This window comes from Dyadobacter sp. SG02 (assembly GCF_900109045.1).
Taxonomy (GTDB): Bacteria; Bacteroidota; Bacteroidia; order Cytophagales; family Spirosomataceae; genus Dyadobacter.
In genome coordinates this window covers 580,614-598,177 of the sequence record NZ_FNYL01000002.1, presented here as the reverse complement: position 1 = coordinate 598,177, position 17,564 = coordinate 580,614, and the positions used below count along the sequence as shown (strand labels likewise).

17 protein-coding genes are annotated in these 17,564 nt (G+C 53.6%); 13 read left to right on the top strand and 4 right to left on the bottom strand.

The annotated features are described in order from the left end of the window. Positions 1-32: 32 nt before the first annotated feature. Both BMW93_RS06045 and BMW93_RS06040 read right to left on the bottom strand, forming a co-directional pair. Complete coding sequence (locus tag BMW93_RS06045) at positions 33-1,499, bottom strand: HAMP domain-containing sensor histidine kinase (protein ID WP_090374294.1); 1,467 nt, start codon at positions 1,497-1,499, stop codon at positions 33-35. Position 1,500: 1 nt separating this feature from the next. Further along, positions 1,501-2,205 carry a response regulator transcription factor gene (locus tag BMW93_RS06040; protein WP_090374293.1) on the bottom strand — a complete coding sequence of 235 codons (705 nt, stop codon included), beginning with the start codon at positions 2,203-2,205 and terminating at the stop codon, positions 1,501-1,503. A 138-nt stretch (positions 2,206-2,343) separates the two neighbouring features. Here BMW93_RS06040 and BMW93_RS35670 point away from each other — a divergent pair, with 138 nt between their 5' ends. The 9 genes from BMW93_RS35670 (at position 2,344) to BMW93_RS06000 (ending at position 9,762) form a co-directional block, all read left to right on the top strand. Then, positions 2,344-2,712: a spondin domain-containing protein gene (locus BMW93_RS35670; RefSeq protein ID WP_218147666.1), complete on the top strand. Its 369-nt coding sequence runs from the start codon at positions 2,344-2,346 to the stop codon at positions 2,710-2,712. A gap of 14 nt (positions 2,713-2,726) precedes the next feature. After that, a complete protein-coding gene (locus BMW93_RS06035) occupies positions 2,727-3,629 on the top strand; it encodes a spondin domain-containing protein (RefSeq protein WP_218147665.1) in 903 nt (300 codons plus the stop codon). A gap of 71 nt (positions 3,630-3,700) precedes the next feature. Beyond that, positions 3,701-4,168, top strand: coding sequence for a YHS domain-containing (seleno)protein (locus BMW93_RS06030; RefSeq protein ID WP_090374292.1), 468 nt, complete (start codon positions 3,701-3,703; stop codon positions 4,166-4,168). Between the two features lie 16 nt (positions 4,169-4,184). Continuing rightward, a complete protein-coding gene (locus tag BMW93_RS06025; RefSeq protein ID WP_090374291.1) occupies positions 4,185-4,625 on the top strand; it encodes a YHS domain-containing (seleno)protein in 441 nt (146 codons plus the stop codon). Next, complete coding sequence (locus tag BMW93_RS06020; RefSeq protein WP_090374290.1) at positions 4,625-5,020, top strand: DoxX family protein; 396 nt, start codon at positions 4,625-4,627, stop codon at positions 5,018-5,020. Before BMW93_RS06025 ends, BMW93_RS06020 begins: the two co-directional genes overlap by 1 nt. 61 nt (positions 5,021-5,081) lie before the next feature. Next, a complete protein-coding gene (locus BMW93_RS06015; RefSeq protein ID WP_143061604.1) occupies positions 5,082-5,588 on the top strand; it encodes a DinB family protein in 507 nt (168 codons plus the stop codon). Continuing rightward, complete coding sequence (locus tag BMW93_RS06010; RefSeq protein ID WP_090374288.1) at positions 5,576-7,354, top strand: NRDE family protein; 1,779 nt, start codon at positions 5,576-5,578, stop codon at positions 7,352-7,354. Before BMW93_RS06015 ends, BMW93_RS06010 begins: the two co-directional genes overlap by 13 nt. 62 nt (positions 7,355-7,416) lie before the next feature. Further along, entirely contained in the window at positions 7,417-7,842 is a 426-nt protein-coding gene (locus tag BMW93_RS06005) for a hypothetical protein (RefSeq protein ID WP_090374287.1), read from the top strand. 186 nt (positions 7,843-8,028) lie between these two features. Next, on the top strand, positions 8,029-9,762 hold the full coding sequence (locus BMW93_RS06000; RefSeq protein ID WP_090374286.1) for a hypothetical protein: 1,734 nt from the start codon (positions 8,029-8,031) through the stop codon (positions 9,760-9,762). Between the two features lie 51 nt (positions 9,763-9,813). Here BMW93_RS06000 and BMW93_RS05995 read toward each other — a convergent pair whose 3' ends face one another. After that, positions 9,814-11,058 (bottom strand): hypothetical protein, encoded by a 1,245-nt coding sequence (locus BMW93_RS05995; protein ID WP_143061603.1) that lies wholly within the window; start codon positions 11,056-11,058, stop codon positions 9,814-9,816. Positions 11,059-11,230: 172 nt separating this feature from the next. Between BMW93_RS05995 and BMW93_RS05990 the strand changes: the two genes are divergently transcribed. From BMW93_RS05990 to BMW93_RS05975, 4 genes are all read left to right on the top strand, one after another. Further along, complete coding sequence (locus BMW93_RS05990; RefSeq protein WP_090374284.1) at positions 11,231-12,694, top strand: hypothetical protein; 1,464 nt, start codon at positions 11,231-11,233, stop codon at positions 12,692-12,694. 110 nt (positions 12,695-12,804) lie between these two features. After that, the gene (locus BMW93_RS05985) at positions 12,805-13,326 is read left to right on the top strand and encodes an RNA polymerase sigma-70 factor (RefSeq protein ID WP_090374283.1); all 522 of its coding nucleotides are present in this window, start codon (positions 12,805-12,807) and stop codon (positions 13,324-13,326) included. Between the two features lie 78 nt (positions 13,327-13,404). Then, complete coding sequence (locus tag BMW93_RS05980; RefSeq protein ID WP_090374282.1) at positions 13,405-14,361, top strand: FecR family protein; 957 nt, start codon at positions 13,405-13,407, stop codon at positions 14,359-14,361. 131 nt (positions 14,362-14,492) lie between these two features. Continuing rightward, positions 14,493-17,111 carry a TonB-dependent receptor gene (locus BMW93_RS05975; RefSeq protein ID WP_090374281.1) on the top strand — a complete coding sequence of 873 codons (2,619 nt, stop codon included), beginning with the start codon at positions 14,493-14,495 and terminating at the stop codon, positions 17,109-17,111. Between the two features lie 43 nt (positions 17,112-17,154). Here the strand turns inward: BMW93_RS05975 and BMW93_RS05970 are convergent, their stop codons facing one another. Continuing rightward, positions 17,155-17,562, bottom strand: a complete 408-nt coding sequence (locus BMW93_RS05970) for a Dabb family protein (RefSeq protein ID WP_090374280.1) — start codon at positions 17,560-17,562, stop codon at positions 17,155-17,157. Positions 17,563-17,564: the final 2 nt, after the last annotated feature.

Genomic DNA, 17,564 nt, shown 5'->3' with positions numbered 1-17,564 from the left:
AAAGGTAAAAATCCGGGCCGGGCAATGTTTACCTAGGCCCGATGCATGACAAACTCAAAAGCGGCCCCCTTCCCGCTGTCGCTCACTACATCGATGGTCGTCTGGTGCAGTTCGAGGATTTTCCGGACGATCGCGAGGCCGAGCCCGGTGCCTTTCTGGCCCGAGGGGTACATTTCCGCTTGCTTGTACCGTTCGAAAATCTGCTCCTGGTAGGCTTTCGCGATGCCTACCCCCGTATCGGCCACTTTGATTTTGACCCCATCATCCGCCTCCGTAAGGTACACGGTAATCTGACCGCCGTCGGGTGTGAATTTAAATGCATTGTCGAGTAAATTCTGGAACACCCGTTCCGTCAGTGCAATATCGGCAAAGACCGGCGGCAACGGGGCCGCCGCTTCCAACGACAGCCGGATATTCCGTTCGTCCGCTTTCAGTTGATATGCTCCGAGAATGTCCGAAAGCAGTTCGCCCAGGGGAAACATCTCTTTTTCTACCGAAACCACATTCGCTTCCAGCTTCGAATACTGGAACAACTGGTCCACCAGCCCCGAAAGCCTGCGGGTTGCCTCCTGCACAATGGACATATACCGCTCTTTCTCCGGCTCAGAGAGCGCATCTTTTTTAATCATCATCGTCTCGACATACCCTTGCATGATCGAAAGCGGTGTGCGCAAATCGTGCGAAACGTTGGCGATGAGCTCCTGCCGGAGCCGGTCGGTGGCGGTGATTTTTTCAATATTGCCGACGATCACGTCGGCCATATCGTTGAATGTGGAGGTAAGCACACCCAGGTTTCCCTGCGCATACCCGTGCACACGGGCCGCGTGGTCGCCATCCCTGAACCTTTTCACCACCCCCGCAATGCTGCAAATACTGTCGGTAATGAGAAAGAATGTAACCACGCCCACGACAAATGCCCCCAGCAATGCGGCGAAAAAAATGTAGGCGGCCAGCCTGAAATTCAGGTCGTCGTTGAGCGAGGCGAGTATCCGCTTCTGGGACTCGCTCGCGAGCACGGCATACACATACCCGACCTTCACACCGTTTTCGAGCACCGGCGCCACGGAAAAGATACTCGCCTCGCCCGGATGTTTCGGATTGTCGCCCATCGGTTTGCCGTCGTCCGACGCCAGCCATTCCCGCACTTTCGCCATATCGACCTTCTTCATATGTACGGTCGCTTCGGGTACCACGTAGTCGGTAATGTTCCCCAGCGTATCGAGCAGGTACACCTCCACGCTCGGGTTGGCCACCATCGTGGAATGGATAATGTCGTGGGTGACGGTGGTATCGGGCTTGCCGTTTTTAATGGGTTGCGTAAATGTGGCTAAATGCTGGGCGATACCGCCGTACAACTGCTGGTGGGCCGTCATGTAATAAGACTTCGAAAACCGGGAAGCGATCATGACGAATATGATCCCGAGGATAATGAGCAGGCTGGCGAAAACGCCGCTTATTTTCCAGAAGAGGAGGTTTCCCCCGATGGTTCTTACTGACATTTCACAGATCTTCGTTAAACCGGTAGCCAATGCCCCAGGTGGTTAATACAAAAACAGGGTTGGAAGCGTCGGTCTCGATTTTCCCTCTCAACCGGTTGATATGGGTATTGACCGTATGCTCATACCCCTCGAAATCGTAGCCCCACACCAGGCTCAGCAACTGCTTGCGGCTGTAACTCTTTCCCGGATTGGAGGCCAGCAGGACGATCAGTTCAAACTCCCTCGGCGACAAATCGAGCCGCTCCCCGCGGAGCATTACCTTGCGCTTGTCGATATCGATTTCGAGCCCCGCAATGCGGATCAGCTGCGGTACGGGCGCGGCGTACCGCGCTTTCTCCTCGCTTCTCCGGAATATCACCCGTACCCGCGCGATGAACTCCCGCACGCTGAACGGCTTGGTGAGGTAATCGTCGGCACCGGTTTCGAGGCCCATTACCTTATCTATCTCTTCCGAACGTGCAGTGAGCATCATAATCGGCGTCTGCCGGTCGGCCTGCCTGATTTTCCGGCAAATCTCCATACCGTTCAGGCCGGGCAGCATCACGTCGAGTATAATGAGGTCAAACGCGCCGTCCTGTGCCCGCGCGAGGCCGTTCTGACCGTTTTTTTCCGAAACCACCTTGCATCCCAGATCGGAAAGGTGGATCGAAAGCAATTCCGTAATGTTGGTATCGTCCTCGACGATCAGCACATTCTTGGTGTCCATATCCGCTGATTTTCTGCAAAGTTTACAAATAAAACAGCGCGGAATGCCGCTGTGATACTTTTGTTATAATTCCGTGACGCCACCGGGATACCATGTCTGTTGTTTTGCATCATCCAAACATTCAAAAAGGAAACAGACATGATGAAAACACTGCTCGGGCTGTCGCTGACCGCCCTCGTTCTCGGAGCCTGCACCGAAGACCACGACCCGCAGCCTGCCGCCAAAACCCTTACCATCGAAAACGTCCTCGACAGCAAACCGCTCGTACAATCGGGGACATTTAAAGGTACCGGCACACCACCGGTGATATTGCCCGGACAATCGGTCTCCTTCTCGTTTTCGGCCGCTAAAAACCAGCGGCTCACATTCGCAACCATGTACGGTTGGAGCAACGATCTGTTTTTTGCGCCCGCCAATCCGGGTATTAAATTATACGAAGACAATGGCACACCCATTACGGCGACGTTTCGGCGCAAATCAAACTCTGGGACAACGGCTCCCGCGTGAACCAGGCGCCCGGCATGAGCGTAACGCACCCGGGCAGGGCCGAAGCCACACCGCACAATATCAAAGAGGTAACGGGTACGGACGATTACGGCCACGCGTTCCTGCCAGCCTCCCAGCTCATGAACGTCTCGCTCGCCTACGACGGCAACTCGATGTTTACCATTACCATTAAAAACCAGTCGGGCGGTACGGCGAACGAAACGCCGTTCAGCCCCGGCGTATGGGCCATTTCGTACGTAGCCGGCGGCAATCTGCTCCTCCCCGAGCCCCTTTACTCCGAAGGCAAAGCCACCAGCGAAGCGCTGACCCGCATTGCCGAAGCGGGCGACAATGCTCCGTTGAGTACCTGGCTTACGTCGCAAACCGGCATTTTTACGCCGCTTTCGCCCGTATTAGTGGTGGTTTACAATGGTAGTGAAAATCCGTTTTTCAAATCCGGGGAAAACGACCGCGGTGAAGGCTTGAAGGACCTCGCACAGAAAGGCAATGCCGACGTACTCGCAGCCGCATTGAAAATGAAAGCGGGTATTAAAAACGTATACGTGCTCAAAGAACCCGCAAGCACGGTATTATTGCCCAAAATCGGCGGGAATGCAGGGGGCAAAGTTTCACAGCCGCTCACACTCGCATCCGGCGACCGCATTGCCATTGCTACCATGTACGGCTTTTCCAACGACTGGTTCTTCGCAACGAGCGGCAACGATATCGACGGTAATGCGAGCGGCGATGTTTCGGGCTCTGTCGGGTTGTACGATAATGGAACGGCCGTCGACCAGTTCCCCGGCGCAGGCATCACCCAATTCAATCTCGCCGGCACGCCGCTGAACGAAAGCAAAGCGATCGGCCCCGTACCGAATCCGAATAAATTCACGACGCTTCCGGCGATCAACAATATCATTAAAGTCACCTTGCAATAACCCACGAACAATGTCCTGCGCGGACCCAGGTTCTCGCAGGACGCATTGATTTACATTGAAATACATTGATAATGAAAAGACCAATCACGATCCTGCTGCTGCTCCTTCTGATGGCAGGCACTGCCTTCGCACAAACACCGGAGGCCCGCAAAAAACAGTATAATCTCGAATCGTCCGGCCTGGCGATACAAGGTTTTGATCCGGTGGCCTATTTTACCATGAACAAAGCCATCGAAGGCAAAAAAGAGTTCTCGGCGAATTACAATGGCGTCGACTACCGTTTCGCTTCGAAGCAGAACAAGGACGAGTTCGCCCGCAATCCCGCACGTTACGAACCGCAGTTCGGCGGCTGGTGCGCCTATGCCATGGGCAAGAAAGGTGAAAAAGTGGAGATCGACCCGGAGACGTTCAAGGTGCTCGACGGCAAGCTCTATCTTTTTTACAATAAATATTTCAACAACACCCTCAAAAGCTGGAACCAGGACGAGGCCCGCCTGAAAACACAGGCCGACCGAAACTGGGTAAAGTTTGTACCTTAAAATAACCTGCATTACTATGAACAAAGTACTAACCGCTGCCGCGATGCTGCTGGCAGGCCAGGTAACATTTGCCCAGAAATCCGAAATTTTCGCCCCGAAAGGAAAGGCGATCAAAGGATATGATGTCGTCGCGTTTTTCAAGGACGCCAAGCCGGTTGAAGGCGCCGACAGCCTTACCTTCCATTACAAAGATGCGGATTGGCTCTTTGCCAGTCGCGCCAATCTCGAAGCATTCAGATCGGCCCCGGATAGGTATGTGCCGCAGTATGGAGGCTACTGCGCCTACGGGACTTCGGAAGGCCATAAAGCGCCTACCGAAGCGGAAACCTGGACGATCGTGGACGATAAGTTGTATTTCAATTACAATATGAAAGTCAAAAACAACTGGTCGAAAAAACGGGAAGAATTCATCGAAAAAGCGGATACACAATGGCCATTGATCAAAGACAAGCAGTGATGAACACGCAAACACATCGGAAATGGTCGTGGCTGTTGCGGCTGATAGCGGCGGCGATCATGTTACAGACCCTGTATTTCAAATTTTCGGCGGCGCCGGAATCGGTATACATTTTCTCGACCGTGGGCATGGAGCCCTGGGGACGTATATTCGTCGGCGTATTGGAGCTGATCGCCTCCGTCCTGATCCTGATCCCCCGCACGACCGCCTACGGCGCGCTGATCGGCATCGGCGTGATGACCGGCGCCGTTTTCATGCACCTCACCCGCCTGGGCATCGTCGTGCAAAACGACTCGGGCAAGCTTTTTGTTATGGCATTGATCGTGCTCGTTACCTGCCTGATCCTCGTTTTCCGGCATCGCAGCGCGATCTCGGGCATGCGCTCCCGCGATTAACAAATAGACCCATATCTCGCTAAAACGGGCATTGTTTTTGTCCTATTTCAAAACGAACGACATGAACAGGCAACTCACAAAATCAATTGAAACAGTGCTGGCCCAGATCGGCGCGATGCTGGATGCATTGTCCGACGAGCAATACCGGCGGACCTTACCGGTATTGTCGGGCGCCTCTCTCGGCGGGCATGTACGCCACGTGATCGAGTTCTTTATAGAGCTCGACCGCGGTTACCAAACCGGCAAAGTCAACTATGACGCACGCAGCCGGGACAAGGCCATCGAGCAGCACCGGCGGGTCGCGCTGGCAAGCCTGCGCCGGGTTACGGCCAGCCTGAACAAGGAAAACAAAGTACTGCTTCTGGCGAGCGCCGCCGAAGCGGGCGATACCGGCTTTCACGTAACTACCAACTATGAGCGGGAGCTGGTGTACAACCTCGAACATGCGGTACATCATATGGCATTGATCAAAATCGGCATCGGAACGCTCACTGCGCTGCATTTGCCTGAAAGTTTCGGGGTAGCCGGTTCCACCCTCAGATACCGCCAGGCGCAATGTGCACCGTAACCTACATCCCCACCGCGAACGGCGCGTTCCTGACCTCCAACCGGGACGAACGCATCAATCGCGCGCCGGCCGAGGCGCCCGTGACGCGCTACGCGGGCGACGCGCTCACCTACCCGAGAGACGCGCAGGCCGGAGGCACGTGGATTGCATTAAAGGGCCGGCACGACGCCGCGGTACTGCTGAACGGCGGTTTTCACAACCATGAGCGCAAAGCGCCCTACCGCAGGAGCCGGGGACTGGTGATGCTCGAAATCGTCGAAGCACCTTCGCCGAAAGCGTGTTTTGACAAGATGTCCCTCGAAGCAATCGAACCGTTTACGCTTATTCTGTTTACGAATGGGAAGCTCATGCGCTGCACCTGGGACGGCAGCCGGAAACACCGCATCGACCTCGAAGCCGCGCGGCCGCATATCTGGGCGTCGGCGACATTGTACGGTCAGGAAGCACAGCGAATGCGTGCGCGACGCCTGGAACATTGGTATCGCCAAACCGCCGTCAATGCGGAAAGTATTCTCGATTTTCACCTTCAAAACGACATCCGGTTCGATCCCGGCCACAGTTTTCATGCGCAACGCGATGCGATGGCTACGGTAAGCATCACCTCCATCGACCTCACCAGTCCGGAGCCGGTAGTGCATTACCACGATTTGCGGGCCGACAAATCCTTCATTGCCCGGCCGGAACGCACAAACTATGTTAATACCGGCGCGTTTAACAGCCTCTGGTGGAAAGCGAAACGGTTCCTGATCCGCGCCCGGAACTGGGAATACTGGCCCCTGGAATGCGTATACCTGCCCATGGTACCGATGTGGCTTTGGCTGGCCGCGAAAGCCCGATCGGTTTGCTTTTTCGGCGCGGCCAATCCTTCCATGCGATATGGAGGATTTGCCGAAGAACGAAAAAGCAGGATTTACGCACTCATGCCCAGGGGCTCGTACCCCGAAACGCTCCTCTGCCGGGCGGGCATTACGCGCCCGGGAATGCGGTCGTTACTGAATAGTTTTTCCATGCAATTCCCGCTCATCGCCAAACCGGACATTGGCGAGCGCGGCGTGCAGGTAAAGCTGCTCAGCAACGAAGCCGACCTCGAAGACTACCGGCAACGCAGCCAGGTCGATTTCCTTTTGCAGCCCTACATCGATTATCCGATCGAAGCGGGCATATTTTACCATCGAATGCCCGGAGCGGAACGCGGACACATTTCAGGGATCGTCGGAAAGGAGCTTTTGAGTGTTACCGGCGATGGAAAATCGGATATTTTGACCCTTATCTTAAAAAACGACCGTGCCATACTGCAACTTCCGGCGCTGAATGCGGTTTGGGGTGAAAAATTGAAAGCCGTCCCCGCCGTCGGCGAGCAAATCGGCCTTGTACCGTACGGCAACCACAGTCGCGGCTCGAAATTCCTGGATCTCAGCGCTCGCATCACCCCCGCGCTCACGCAGGCGATCGACCGGATTTGCAGCCAGATACCCGGTTTCCATTTCGGTCGTCTGGATATCCGTTTCGAAAGCTGGGAAGCCCTCGAAGCCGGCCGGCACTTTTCGATCATTGAACTCAACGGCGCCGCCAGCGAGCCTACGCACATCTACGATCCGGGGCATTCCTTGCTCTTCGCCTGGAAGGAGATTTACCGGCATTGGAAAATACTGTTCAAAGTCAGTACGGCGAATGCAAGGAGCGGTGTACCGATGATGACGTTCGGGGAGGGCGTGAAAATGGTGAGGGAGCACAGGAGGCATTTGCGGTTGATGCGGAAGATGTGATTTTCTAGTACATTACAACGTATCACCTGCGTAATGCGTCTGAATAAAAAACCGGTGACATTATGAACAGATTAATACTTCTACTCCTGCTCGCATTGGCCTTCACGCAATGCAAACGCGATAAAGATCCCGAGCCTGCGCCCGAAATCTCCGGTATCACCGGTGAATGGCACATGGTGGAAACGCGGTATCAGATCGGCGATTCGACGGTTGTCAAGAACACGACCAACGACGAGCAAAGAGCATTTTCGATCCGCTTCGACGGTGTGATGCTGTACGATGGATATGCCTCTTGCTGCGCGGCTTCCGAGTACATGGTCAACGGAAAACCTTTTACAGTAGTGCCTCTTAAAGACTTATCTTACGACCTTAATTGCGCACTGGTCGATTGCATGGCCTGCCCGACCCTCACCATTACCCAAACGGGCGATGATATGACGATCGAATCGTGCAATGGCATGGTCACGAAATATGTGAGGAAGAAATAGCAGCGTATAATACCCAAAGTTATTCCATCGACTTTCGCTTCGGGCTGCAATCCAGACCGGACCCACCATTCACTAAGCAACCCGCAACACACTCACTTCCAATACAATATTCCCTATATTTGTAGATACCCGCCCCGCGGCATATTTCTTTCAAAAACATGTTCTGTGACTCAAACTTCTACGCACATGAAGCACGGCCATTGTTACCTCGCATTGATTGTGATACTTTCGTCCTGCTTCAAAAAGAAGGAGGAATCGGAAAAGCCGGCATCCGACAGCACCGCACGTATCACGGTTTGTTTCAATCCCAAAACCACCGACGCCGAATGGTATAGTTCGGGTAAAAAGGCTCCCTTGCTCGATGGATTGCAAGGTGTCGATTTCAAGATTACGACTTCCCAACCGGAGGTTCAGGCCTATTTCAACCAGGGTTTGATGCTCGCCTACGGTTTCAACCACGCCGAGGCCGCCCGCTCATTCTACCAGGCCACCCGGCTCGACACTACCTGCGCCATGGCTTACTGGGGCTACGCCTACGTGCTGGGGCCCAATTACAATGCGGGAATGGAAGAAGACAACTTCCAGCGCGCCTGGGCCGCCAGTGACAAAGCGCAGCAACTAGCCGGTAATTGCACACCGAAAGAAAAGGCGCTGATCGAAGCATTGGCGACGCGGTATGCCAAAGTTCCTCCCGCCAACAGAGCCCCGCTGGACATTGCATTTGCCGCTGCGATGAAGAAAGTATATACACAATTCCCGTCCGATCCGGATATCGGCGCGCTGTATGCCGAGGCGCAGATGGACCTGCACCCCTGGGACCTGTACGAGAAAAAAACGAAGGCGCCCAGAGCCTGGACACCGGAATTGGTGGCCGTTCTGGAAAGTCTGCTGAAAAAGAACCCGCGCCACCCGGGCGCACATCACCTGTACATACATGCGCAGGAAGCGTCCGCAACGCCTGAAAAGGCGCTGGCATCGGCCGCCTTGCTCGATTCGCTGGTCCCCGGGGCAGGGCATTTGCTGCACATGCCGTCGCATATTTACATCAACACCGGTGACTACCACCTGGGCTCGCTGTCGAATGTGTTTTCGGTGGAAGCCGACAGCACTTACATCACCAAATGCTATGCGCAGGGCGCCTACCCGCTCGCCTATTTCCCTCACAATTACCACTTCCTGGCGGCTACCGCTACCCTGGAAGGCAATTCGGAGCTCGCGTGGCTGGCCGCGCAGAAAGTACAACAATACACCGCGAAGGAAGTCATGCGCCAGCCCGGATGGGGCACATTGCAACATTACTATACGATCCCCTATTATGTCGCTGTAAAATTTTCAAAATGGGACACCATTCTGGCGGAACCCAGCCCGACCAAAGACCTGGTTTACCCGCGGGCTATATGGCATTACGCGCGGGGAATGGCTTTTTTGGGTAAACATGACCTTGCTAATGCACAAAAAGAAATGACCGCGCTCGGTTCGCTGGCTGCGGATACGACGCTGAAAAATATCACCGTCTGGAACATCAATACTTCCGAAGACCTGGTCAAAATCGCGTCCAAAGTGCTCTCGGCCGGCATTGCGGCACGGCAGAACCAGCTCGACAAATCCGCTACCCTGCTCGGCGAGGCCATTGCCATCGAAGATAACCTTAACTACAACGAGCCGCCAGACTGGTTTTTCTCCGTCCGCCATCATCTGGGATCGGTGCTTCTTAAAGCCGGGAAAGCTGCCGAAGCTGAACGCGTCTACCGGGAGGATCTGGCAACCTGGAAACGAAACGGCTGGGCGCTAATTGGCCTCCACAATGCTTTGGTACAACAAAAAAACAGCAGCCAGGCACAGGTTGTCAAAACGGAATTCGATAAAGCATGGCAGCATGCGGATGTTAAGATCGCGGCTTCGTCTACTATTTTGGATTAGGGAAAAAGATCCGATTGGTGTAAATAGTATCAGAGAGCCGGGTACCCATTTTCAAAACGCAAAACCAATCCCCGCTTTCGCCTGCAACTCGCCATACCTTGCCTTAAAGAGTTTTTTTTCCAGCATGGTAGCAGAAAAGCTGACTCCTGAATCGAAATAAAGTTTGTTGAACAGGCGCTGCTGATATCCTGCTACCATTCCCGCGGAAGTCGTCCAGGAATGGTAAACTCCCCGCTGCGGGCGAATGAGCACGTCATACCATTGAACCTGGCGGTCATAATTCTGAGCAAAACGGGGACCGACATACAATCCCGACAGGTTGTCCGAGGCTTTCCCTTTCCTTACCTGGTGCTTTTGCAGGTAATACCAACGAAACTGTGCCTCCCCGACCGCGACGAGCCAATTTCCTCCGTAAGAACCGCGTTCCGTTTCGTTGCCGACACTCAGATTGACGGAGAACGGACTCTTTCCCAGTTTTCGCTCATAACCTACCTCCGCCCGAATGGACTGATTGTTAAGCCCGATATTTACTTCCGGCAAGCGAACCTTGAAATGCTGTCTCACAAAATAATCACAATGTAAAATATCACATAATGGCCCGTTGCTGTGCCGCTTCCAGTCCCCAAAAGCGAGACCGACAAGCGAGCGGGTTGCAATAACTGCGTTTCTGGCGCTAAGGCCGGGCAACTCACGGTAGCCGACGTTATACAATGATAAATACGGGGTTACGTAATACAGGCCCAGGGAGAAATCGAGGAATCCATTCGCCAGGAACCGGCTTTGAAACCCGTATGAAAGGCTAAAATGCTGCCTGGGCCTGTCGCTCTGGATGGCGGCCAACGATCTTTCGTAGGCCATCGACAGATAACTGCCGCTAAAATTGTTGGCACTCTGCTGTCGGGCAATCCGCCTGTTCATATTGAAATACCATCGGCTTCCAATGCCCGCAAACATATTTCTGCCGCTCAACTGCCGTTCGAACCGGTCGATCGTGATGACGCTTTCGAGCTTGTTCGTGCGCGAAGCAAGTGTCGCTTCCAATGAAAGGCCTGGTAAAAGCTTGTATTCAAATGCCGCATTGAATCCCAGCCCATTGTAGGTCGTCGCCAGATACCCCAACTTAAACATCTTCCGTGTAGGGATTTTGGTCATAAAAACATTCTCATACCGATCGATAAAGCGCTGCTCGGCCACCGGAATGTTTTCCTCCGTGAATGTGATAGAAGTGGTATCCTGTGCCCATGAAGGCAAGGCAAAAGCGACCAGGAGAATAAATAGACGAAGAAGTTGACGCATTAACGATCACATAAAGGGCGGCCCGCCACAGGTTACGTTAAAGAGGCCGTCAGTTACTTAAAGGGTTGTATGCCCCGAAAAATAATGTGCAGCGACGATCAATATCAGCCGGTCTAGATATCTAGTAAACCAACTGTTACAAAAGTTGGATGTTAGATAAATCTGTACACAAGTGAATATCAGACTACTTCGACTCGTCAGTATCTTTTACCTGCTATTACCCAATCTCCTGTTTTACGTTTTCTGGACCAATCAACTGATTAGCATAGTCGCGGGCGTTTCATTTGCTAGCATTGCTTATTTCGAAATCAGGGACACCCGCTTTTCTCCTGATTCAATACTAAAAACAGGCGAACTGATCAAGATTATCCTGTGTGCCTCCATACTCTGCCTGCTCTCGGGCGTGTGCGGGTTCGCGTACCAGGCCTTCGACTACTGGGCCCACAATACCAAGTTTTTCGAGCTGTTTAAACACGACTGGCCCATTCGAATCCCGTCAACGGGACCGGCTATCGGATACTATTATGGTTATTACGTGGTGCCCGCATTGTTTTCAAAATTTACAGGGCATTTGTGCGAAGGTGCCATTTTCGTCTGGACAACGCTCGGTATTTCACTCGGAATCTGCTGGTTATACATTTCGCTTGGGCGCAAGCTCCGGTACGCCTTGCTCGTGCTCACATTTGGCGACCTGGCGCACGTTTGCGTTTCGGTACTCGCGAAAACTGGCTTTACCCCCTATCGGTTCGGCGATTTCGGGATCGAAGTCTGGTCCAATTTTGAAAACCTTTTCTGGGTCCCCAACCAACTGATCCCGAGTTTACTGATCGGGGGAATGCTGGTATACTGCCTGACCGAGCGGATCGATGTTGAACGAATGGTGTTCCCCGTCGTGCTATCGTTCTGGTGGGCGGTATTTCCGGCGATTACTTCGTCCGTTCTCCTGGGAATTATTCTTTTAAAGAAATGGATCAAATCCGGCTTCCCCAACCGCAACTTCGTAAACACCGTTCTCCTGCCTTGCCTGCTTGCAATACCCGTATTGTTGCTGTTCATATCACACGAGAGACAGGCCGTCGCAGGGTTTGTCTGGAATTTTTCGGGCGGATTCAATGGGAGGATGATAGAATACCTGCTGAATATCGTCCTGAACGTCGCCATCTCGGCCTCTGTTTTCGCTTTTTTATCCAAAAGAAAGCCGCTAAGCACACCCGTCTTTCCCTATTACGCGGTGCTCGGCATGATGCTGCTGTTGCCTGTCTTCCGGATCGGGAAGGTTAATGACTTTTTATTCAGAGGCTTAATGCCGCTGCTCATCGTGGCGGGTTTCTACGTTTATCAATTCCTTCCAGCGCTCGATTCGGGTTCAAACATGATTAAAAAGAGGGCAAAAGTCGTATTACTGGTTCTGTTAATACTCAACGTATCGTTGGCGGCGACGCGGGTTATGCGCGCGATCCAAATCAACCGGCTCTCGGCTCAATTGCTCCCCGGTTCAATAGCCTTCCGGCCGGTGCCCTATGATACCTACCCGAACGTTTACGAAGCATTACAGGCAAAATGGTCACAGGCCGAGGCGGATCAATACCTGGGAAAGGCAGGGTCATTATACGAAATTTTCATCGCACCGAAATAGCTCCGAAAGTCCGAAATGTGCATTTAGCAGCAATACTTAATTTGTAATTAAACTAAATAAGCCATTTATTTGCCGAAAATTCGCCGTTCCAAGGCGTTACACCTCAGGCAATGCATAACCACCCGTCGCAGTTGATCACCATTGACGAGCAGTCGTTCGAGATGCTGTACACGACGTATGCCAAAAAACTTTTCCGCCTCTGCTGCTCCTACCTGCGCGACGAGGAAGAATCGAAGGAAATCGTGCAGGGGATTTTTCAATCACTCTGGGAACGCCGGGCCGAGCTGGAAATCAGGTCGGCACCGGAAAATTACCTCATCCGCGCCGCCAAATGGCAGGTTAACAAGCATTTCCGCGACAAAGCCATTCATGACAAACACCTCGCATTGATTGGAATGCAGGCCCCGGCGCAGGAGAACACGACGGAAGAGATGGTTTCATTTCAGCAACTTTCGGGCAGGGTTTCCAGCCTGCTTACCCAGCTTCCGGCCGCTACCCGCCGCATTTTCCAGCTGAGCCGCGAACAAGGTATGGGCAATCGCGAAATCGCCGAGGAAATGCAGGTTTCGGTCAAAACGGTCGAGTACCACATCAGCAAAAGCATCGCATTACTCCGGAGCGGGCTCGAATAATTTTTTATTTTTTTCAAACTGCATTTAGGGATGTGCCGCCGGTTATGGAACTAACCTGTTGTACCCGTCGACCATCCCATGCGCATTACGCCCGAATTACTCCAAAAATACCACCAGGGCCTTTGTACCGAAGAAGAAACCCGGGCAGTGGCGCATTGGCTGGCCGATACCGGCGACCTGGATGAATACGACCAGCACGACGATGAAAACGACGCCACGGCCGAAATCTGGCAAAAACTCGATCTGCGCGAAACATCCGGTTCGAAAATCTCTCGCATGCGCTGGCTTTACCCACTCCTGGCAGTAGCGGCCGCGAGCCTTTTGCTGGTTGCCTCGTGGAATTATTTTCGGCATACGCCTTCGAAAAATACGGCAGTCTTTACCCGCAAGACCGAATACCGCTATTTGCAAACGGTAGCCGGTGAACGCAAGCGTTTCTTACTGCCGGACAGCACGGTGGTTTACCTCAATGCAGGTAGTCGGCTGACTTATCCCGTCGGGTTCAGCGACACGGCGCGCGTGGCATGGCTTACCGGCGAAGGCTATTTTGAGGTAGCCAAAGACAGTACGCGGCCGTTCAGCGTTTACACGGCTACCACACGCACCACGGTGCTGGGCACTGCATTTAATCTCAAATCCTACCCGGGCAGCGGCAATGTGACGCTGGTGGTGAGCGAGGGCAAAGTCCGTTTTGCTCCTAAAAATGCTAATGCCGTTCCGCTTATCCTCACTGTCAACGAGCGCGGCATTTACGATCATGAGGAAGATCGTCTCGCACATGATCGTGTATATGCACGCGGGCACTTCGGGTGGGTACGCGGGAAGCTGGCATTCGACAATCAGCCGCTGTCGGAAATCGCGCCGGTGCTGGAAAGGTGGTATGGGATAAAAGTCGTGATTACCGAGCCGGAGCTTGCGGATCGGCGCTGTACGGGCTCCTTCGACGATCCTTCGCTGGAAAACCTGATGGGCAGTCTGGCCTATTCATTGAATATCCATTACAAAATCCAAAACAAAAAACTGACCATTTACTGATGAAGCAAGCTCCCTGATAAACCGTAAAAAACCCCACGGCGAGGCCGTGGAGCTGTTCCGGCGTGCGTTTGGCGACAGAACGCCGGAGTCGACAGCCAATCGAGTGATCAATTAACCATTCTTTCAAAAGTATGCATTCTTATTTAAAATCCGGCTACCGCAAGCTGTGGACGCTCGTGGCGATGCTGGCCCTCCAAATCGGCATCAGCCACGCGCAACAATCCATCCTGGACAAAAAAATCACCCTGAAACTCACGCAGGTAAGCGTGGCCGAGGCGTTGCGTGCCGTGGAAGACCAGGCCGGCTGCACATTCGTTTACAGCAGCACATTAATGGACACCCAACGGATCGTCAGCCCCGATTATCAGAATACGGCAGTCGGCGACCTGCTGAAAGACCTCCTCGGAAACTACGCGCGGGGCATACAGGTCCAGGGTACGCGCATCAACATCAGGCCTGCGAAAGGCGAAAGCAGGGGACATCTGAAGGGGGCCGTCCAAACCGCCGACGGCCAGGCCGCCATAGAAGTTACCGTACGCGTGGAAGGTACTTCCAAAGGAGCCCAGACCGACCCGCAAGGCAATTTCAGTATCCGTAATATTCCCGTGGGCAAACACAAGGTCATCGTGAGCATGCTCGGCTACACATCGATTGAGCAGGAGGTGGAAATCAATGAAGACCAGGTCACGACGCTGCCGGTCATTTCGCTTAATGAGGATAGCAAGGCTTTGCGCGAGGTGACCGTCAGTGGTAACGTCAACAAATTCGCCCGGAAAGAAACCGAGAACGTCGCACGCCTGCCGCTGAAAAACCTAGAAAACCCCCAGGTATATAATGTGATCGGAAAGGCGCTGATGCAGGAACAGCTCGTGACCGAGCGCACGGACCTGTACCGGAACGTACCCGGCGCGGTGCCCAATTTCGCGGGCGGCGGCTCTCAGGGGATGATCCTCAGGGGTTTCGCCAACTTCAACGGCGTCCGCAACGGGCTCACGACCAGCGCAATCCTTCCGATGAACCCGGTGATCCTCGAAAGCGTGGAGGTCTTGAAAGGCCCTTCGGGCACATTATATGGTAACAACCGCTCGGCTACGTTCGGCGGGGTTTTTAATTATGTTACCAAAAAACCTTACGATGCATTTGGCGGCGAAGTGAGCTATACCGCCGGCAGCTACCGGTTCGCACGAGCCGCTGTGGACGTGAATGCACCGGTGAACGAGAAGCGCACGGCATTGTTCCGGCTCAATGCGGCCGGGCAAACCGAAGGGACGTTCCAGGACCAGGGTTATGCCAAAAATTTCACCGTCGCCCCGAGCTTTTCCTACCAGGTCAACGACCGGTTGAAATTCCTCGTGGATGTGGACATTACCCAGGCCGCCTACACTACCTCGACTTTCAATATCGGCTCACTCTCGAAAGTGACGGCCCGTAATTTCAAGGACCTGCCATTGGGATACAAACAATCATTACTCAACAACGGCATCGACGCCTCCGTGGGCGTGTACAATTTGCAGGCACAAATCGAGTACAAGTTGTCTTCGCAATGGAAATCACAGACCAGCTATCTGTTTTCCAATGGTTTTTATAAACATTTATACCTGGTCACATTCTCGATGCTGACCGACTCGACCGTCTCCCGCACGGCCCGTAACCAGACGCCCGAGACGTTCGGCAACATTCAGCTGCAACAGAATTTCATCGGAGATTTCCAGATCGGTCGCATGCGCAACCGTGTTGTGCTGGGCGCCGATTACAACCAGAATTACTATGACCTCTATCGGGTAACCGTCCGCTACGACACCGTCAACATCCGCAAGCCCCTGCCCGATTTCAATGCCGACAAGCTCAACCAGAAATCATCGCAGCAAGGTTTTGTCGGTACCAGCTACAAAGGCACGAGCTTCGGGGTATATGCTTCGGATGTGATCAACATCACCCCTTCGCTTATGGCCATGCTTAGTTTGCGCTTCGACCGCTTCACCACCGACGGGACATTGGCCCTGGCGAGCGGCAAATACACGGGCGATTACAGCCAGAACTCTCTTTCCCCCAAGCTCGGGCTCGTGTACCAGCCCATTCCGGAGCGGCTATCGGTTTTCGTGAATTACCTGAACGGATTCGTCAACCAGGCGCCCGTCACACAACCCGACAACACCGTTTTGAACCTGAAACCGCAGTTCGGCAACCAATGGGAAGGTGGTATCAAATTCGACCTCGTCCGCAACAAACTCAACGGGTCGATCAGCTACTACAACATCGCCGTCACCAACTCGACGCGCACCGAGGTGATCAACAGCCAGAACTTCACCGTGCAGGACGGTACCCAGAAAAGCAAAGGTATGGAGCTGGAACTCATCGCAAACCCCGTTACCGGCCTGAACATCGTGGCGGGTTACGCCTACAACGACAACCGCTACGACAAGGCCGCCGAAGCATTACAAGGCAAACTGCTCATCAATAGTCCGCAGCATGTCGCCAACATCTGGGCGAGCTATTACATTTTGAAGGGCAACGCCAAAGGGCTCGGCATCGGCGCGGGAGGCAACTACGTGGGCGCCTCGTGGTTCGAAAGCTCCAATGTATTCAAAGTACCTGCCTACACACTCGTGAACGCATCGCTTTTCTACGACCAACCCCGCTACCGCCTGGCCCTGAAAGCCAACAATCTGCTCAACGAACGCTACTGGAACTCCAACGGCTCCCCGCAGAAACCGGCGAATGTGCTGGCTAGCATTACTTTTAAATGGTGATTTGAGAAGGAAAGGGAGGCCCTCCCTTTCCTTCCTCTAAACCCTAAACGTCCATCGCATCATACACGATCACCTTATCCCAAAGGTGGCTGCAATCCTTGATGAATTTTTGGTGGATCGGGTGGTCCTGATAGATAGCCTGACCGGCGAGGTCTTCGAAAAACATCAGCTCGGACACCGCCCAGCTATTATCGACGACGTCCCTTTTTTCCGTGCTCGCCACCACTCCGATGCGAAGCTCCTTAATCGCCTCGATCTTCCGCAACGTTTTCAGGCCTTCGATGATCTTGTCGCGATCAGCGGTAGAGCCCGGGTTTTTGAGCCAGAAAAATACGTGGTGTACCAATGGGGTTTTGCTTTTCTCCGGAGCTACCGGGGCGGCTACCGATGCGGCAGCGCCTGCTGCGAGGGTAGCGGAGGCAGCCAGAAATTTACGACGGGTGTTGTTCATTG

Coding starts and splice junctions, on each gene's coding strand:
- BMW93_RS06045 (WP_090374294.1), bottom strand. CDS start 1,499: ATGTCAGTAAGAACCATCGGGGGAAACCTCCTCTTCTGGAAAATAAGC.
- BMW93_RS06040 (WP_090374293.1), bottom strand. CDS start 2,205: ATGGACACCAAGAATGTGCTGATCGTCGAGGACGATACCAACATTACG.
- BMW93_RS35670 (WP_218147666.1), top strand. CDS start 2,344: ATGATGAAAACACTGCTCGGGCTGTCGCTGACCGCCCTCGTTCTCGGA.
- BMW93_RS06035 (WP_218147665.1), top strand. CDS start 2,727: ATGAGCGTAACGCACCCGGGCAGGGCCGAAGCCACACCGCACAATATC.
- BMW93_RS06030 (WP_090374292.1), top strand. CDS start 3,701: ATGAAAAGACCAATCACGATCCTGCTGCTGCTCCTTCTGATGGCAGGC.
- BMW93_RS06025 (WP_090374291.1), top strand. CDS start 4,185: ATGAACAAAGTACTAACCGCTGCCGCGATGCTGCTGGCAGGCCAGGTA.
- BMW93_RS06020 (WP_090374290.1), top strand. CDS start 4,625: ATGAACACGCAAACACATCGGAAATGGTCGTGGCTGTTGCGGCTGATA.
- BMW93_RS06015 (WP_143061604.1), top strand. CDS start 5,082: ATGAACAGGCAACTCACAAAATCAATTGAAACAGTGCTGGCCCAGATC.
- BMW93_RS06010 (WP_090374288.1), top strand. CDS start 5,576: ATGTGCACCGTAACCTACATCCCCACCGCGAACGGCGCGTTCCTGACC.
- BMW93_RS06005 (WP_090374287.1), top strand. CDS start 7,417: ATGAACAGATTAATACTTCTACTCCTGCTCGCATTGGCCTTCACGCAA.
- BMW93_RS06000 (WP_090374286.1), top strand. CDS start 8,029: ATGAAGCACGGCCATTGTTACCTCGCATTGATTGTGATACTTTCGTCC.
- BMW93_RS05995 (WP_143061603.1), bottom strand. CDS start 11,058: ATGCGTCAACTTCTTCGTCTATTTATTCTCCTGGTCGCTTTTGCCTTG.
- BMW93_RS05985 (WP_090374283.1), top strand. CDS start 12,805: ATGCATAACCACCCGTCGCAGTTGATCACCATTGACGAGCAGTCGTTC.
- BMW93_RS05980 (WP_090374282.1), top strand. CDS start 13,405: ATGCGCATTACGCCCGAATTACTCCAAAAATACCACCAGGGCCTTTGT.
- BMW93_RS05975 (WP_090374281.1), top strand. CDS start 14,493: ATGCATTCTTATTTAAAATCCGGCTACCGCAAGCTGTGGACGCTCGTG.
- BMW93_RS05970 (WP_090374280.1), bottom strand. CDS start 17,562: ATGAACAACACCCGTCGTAAATTTCTGGCTGCCTCCGCTACCCTCGCA.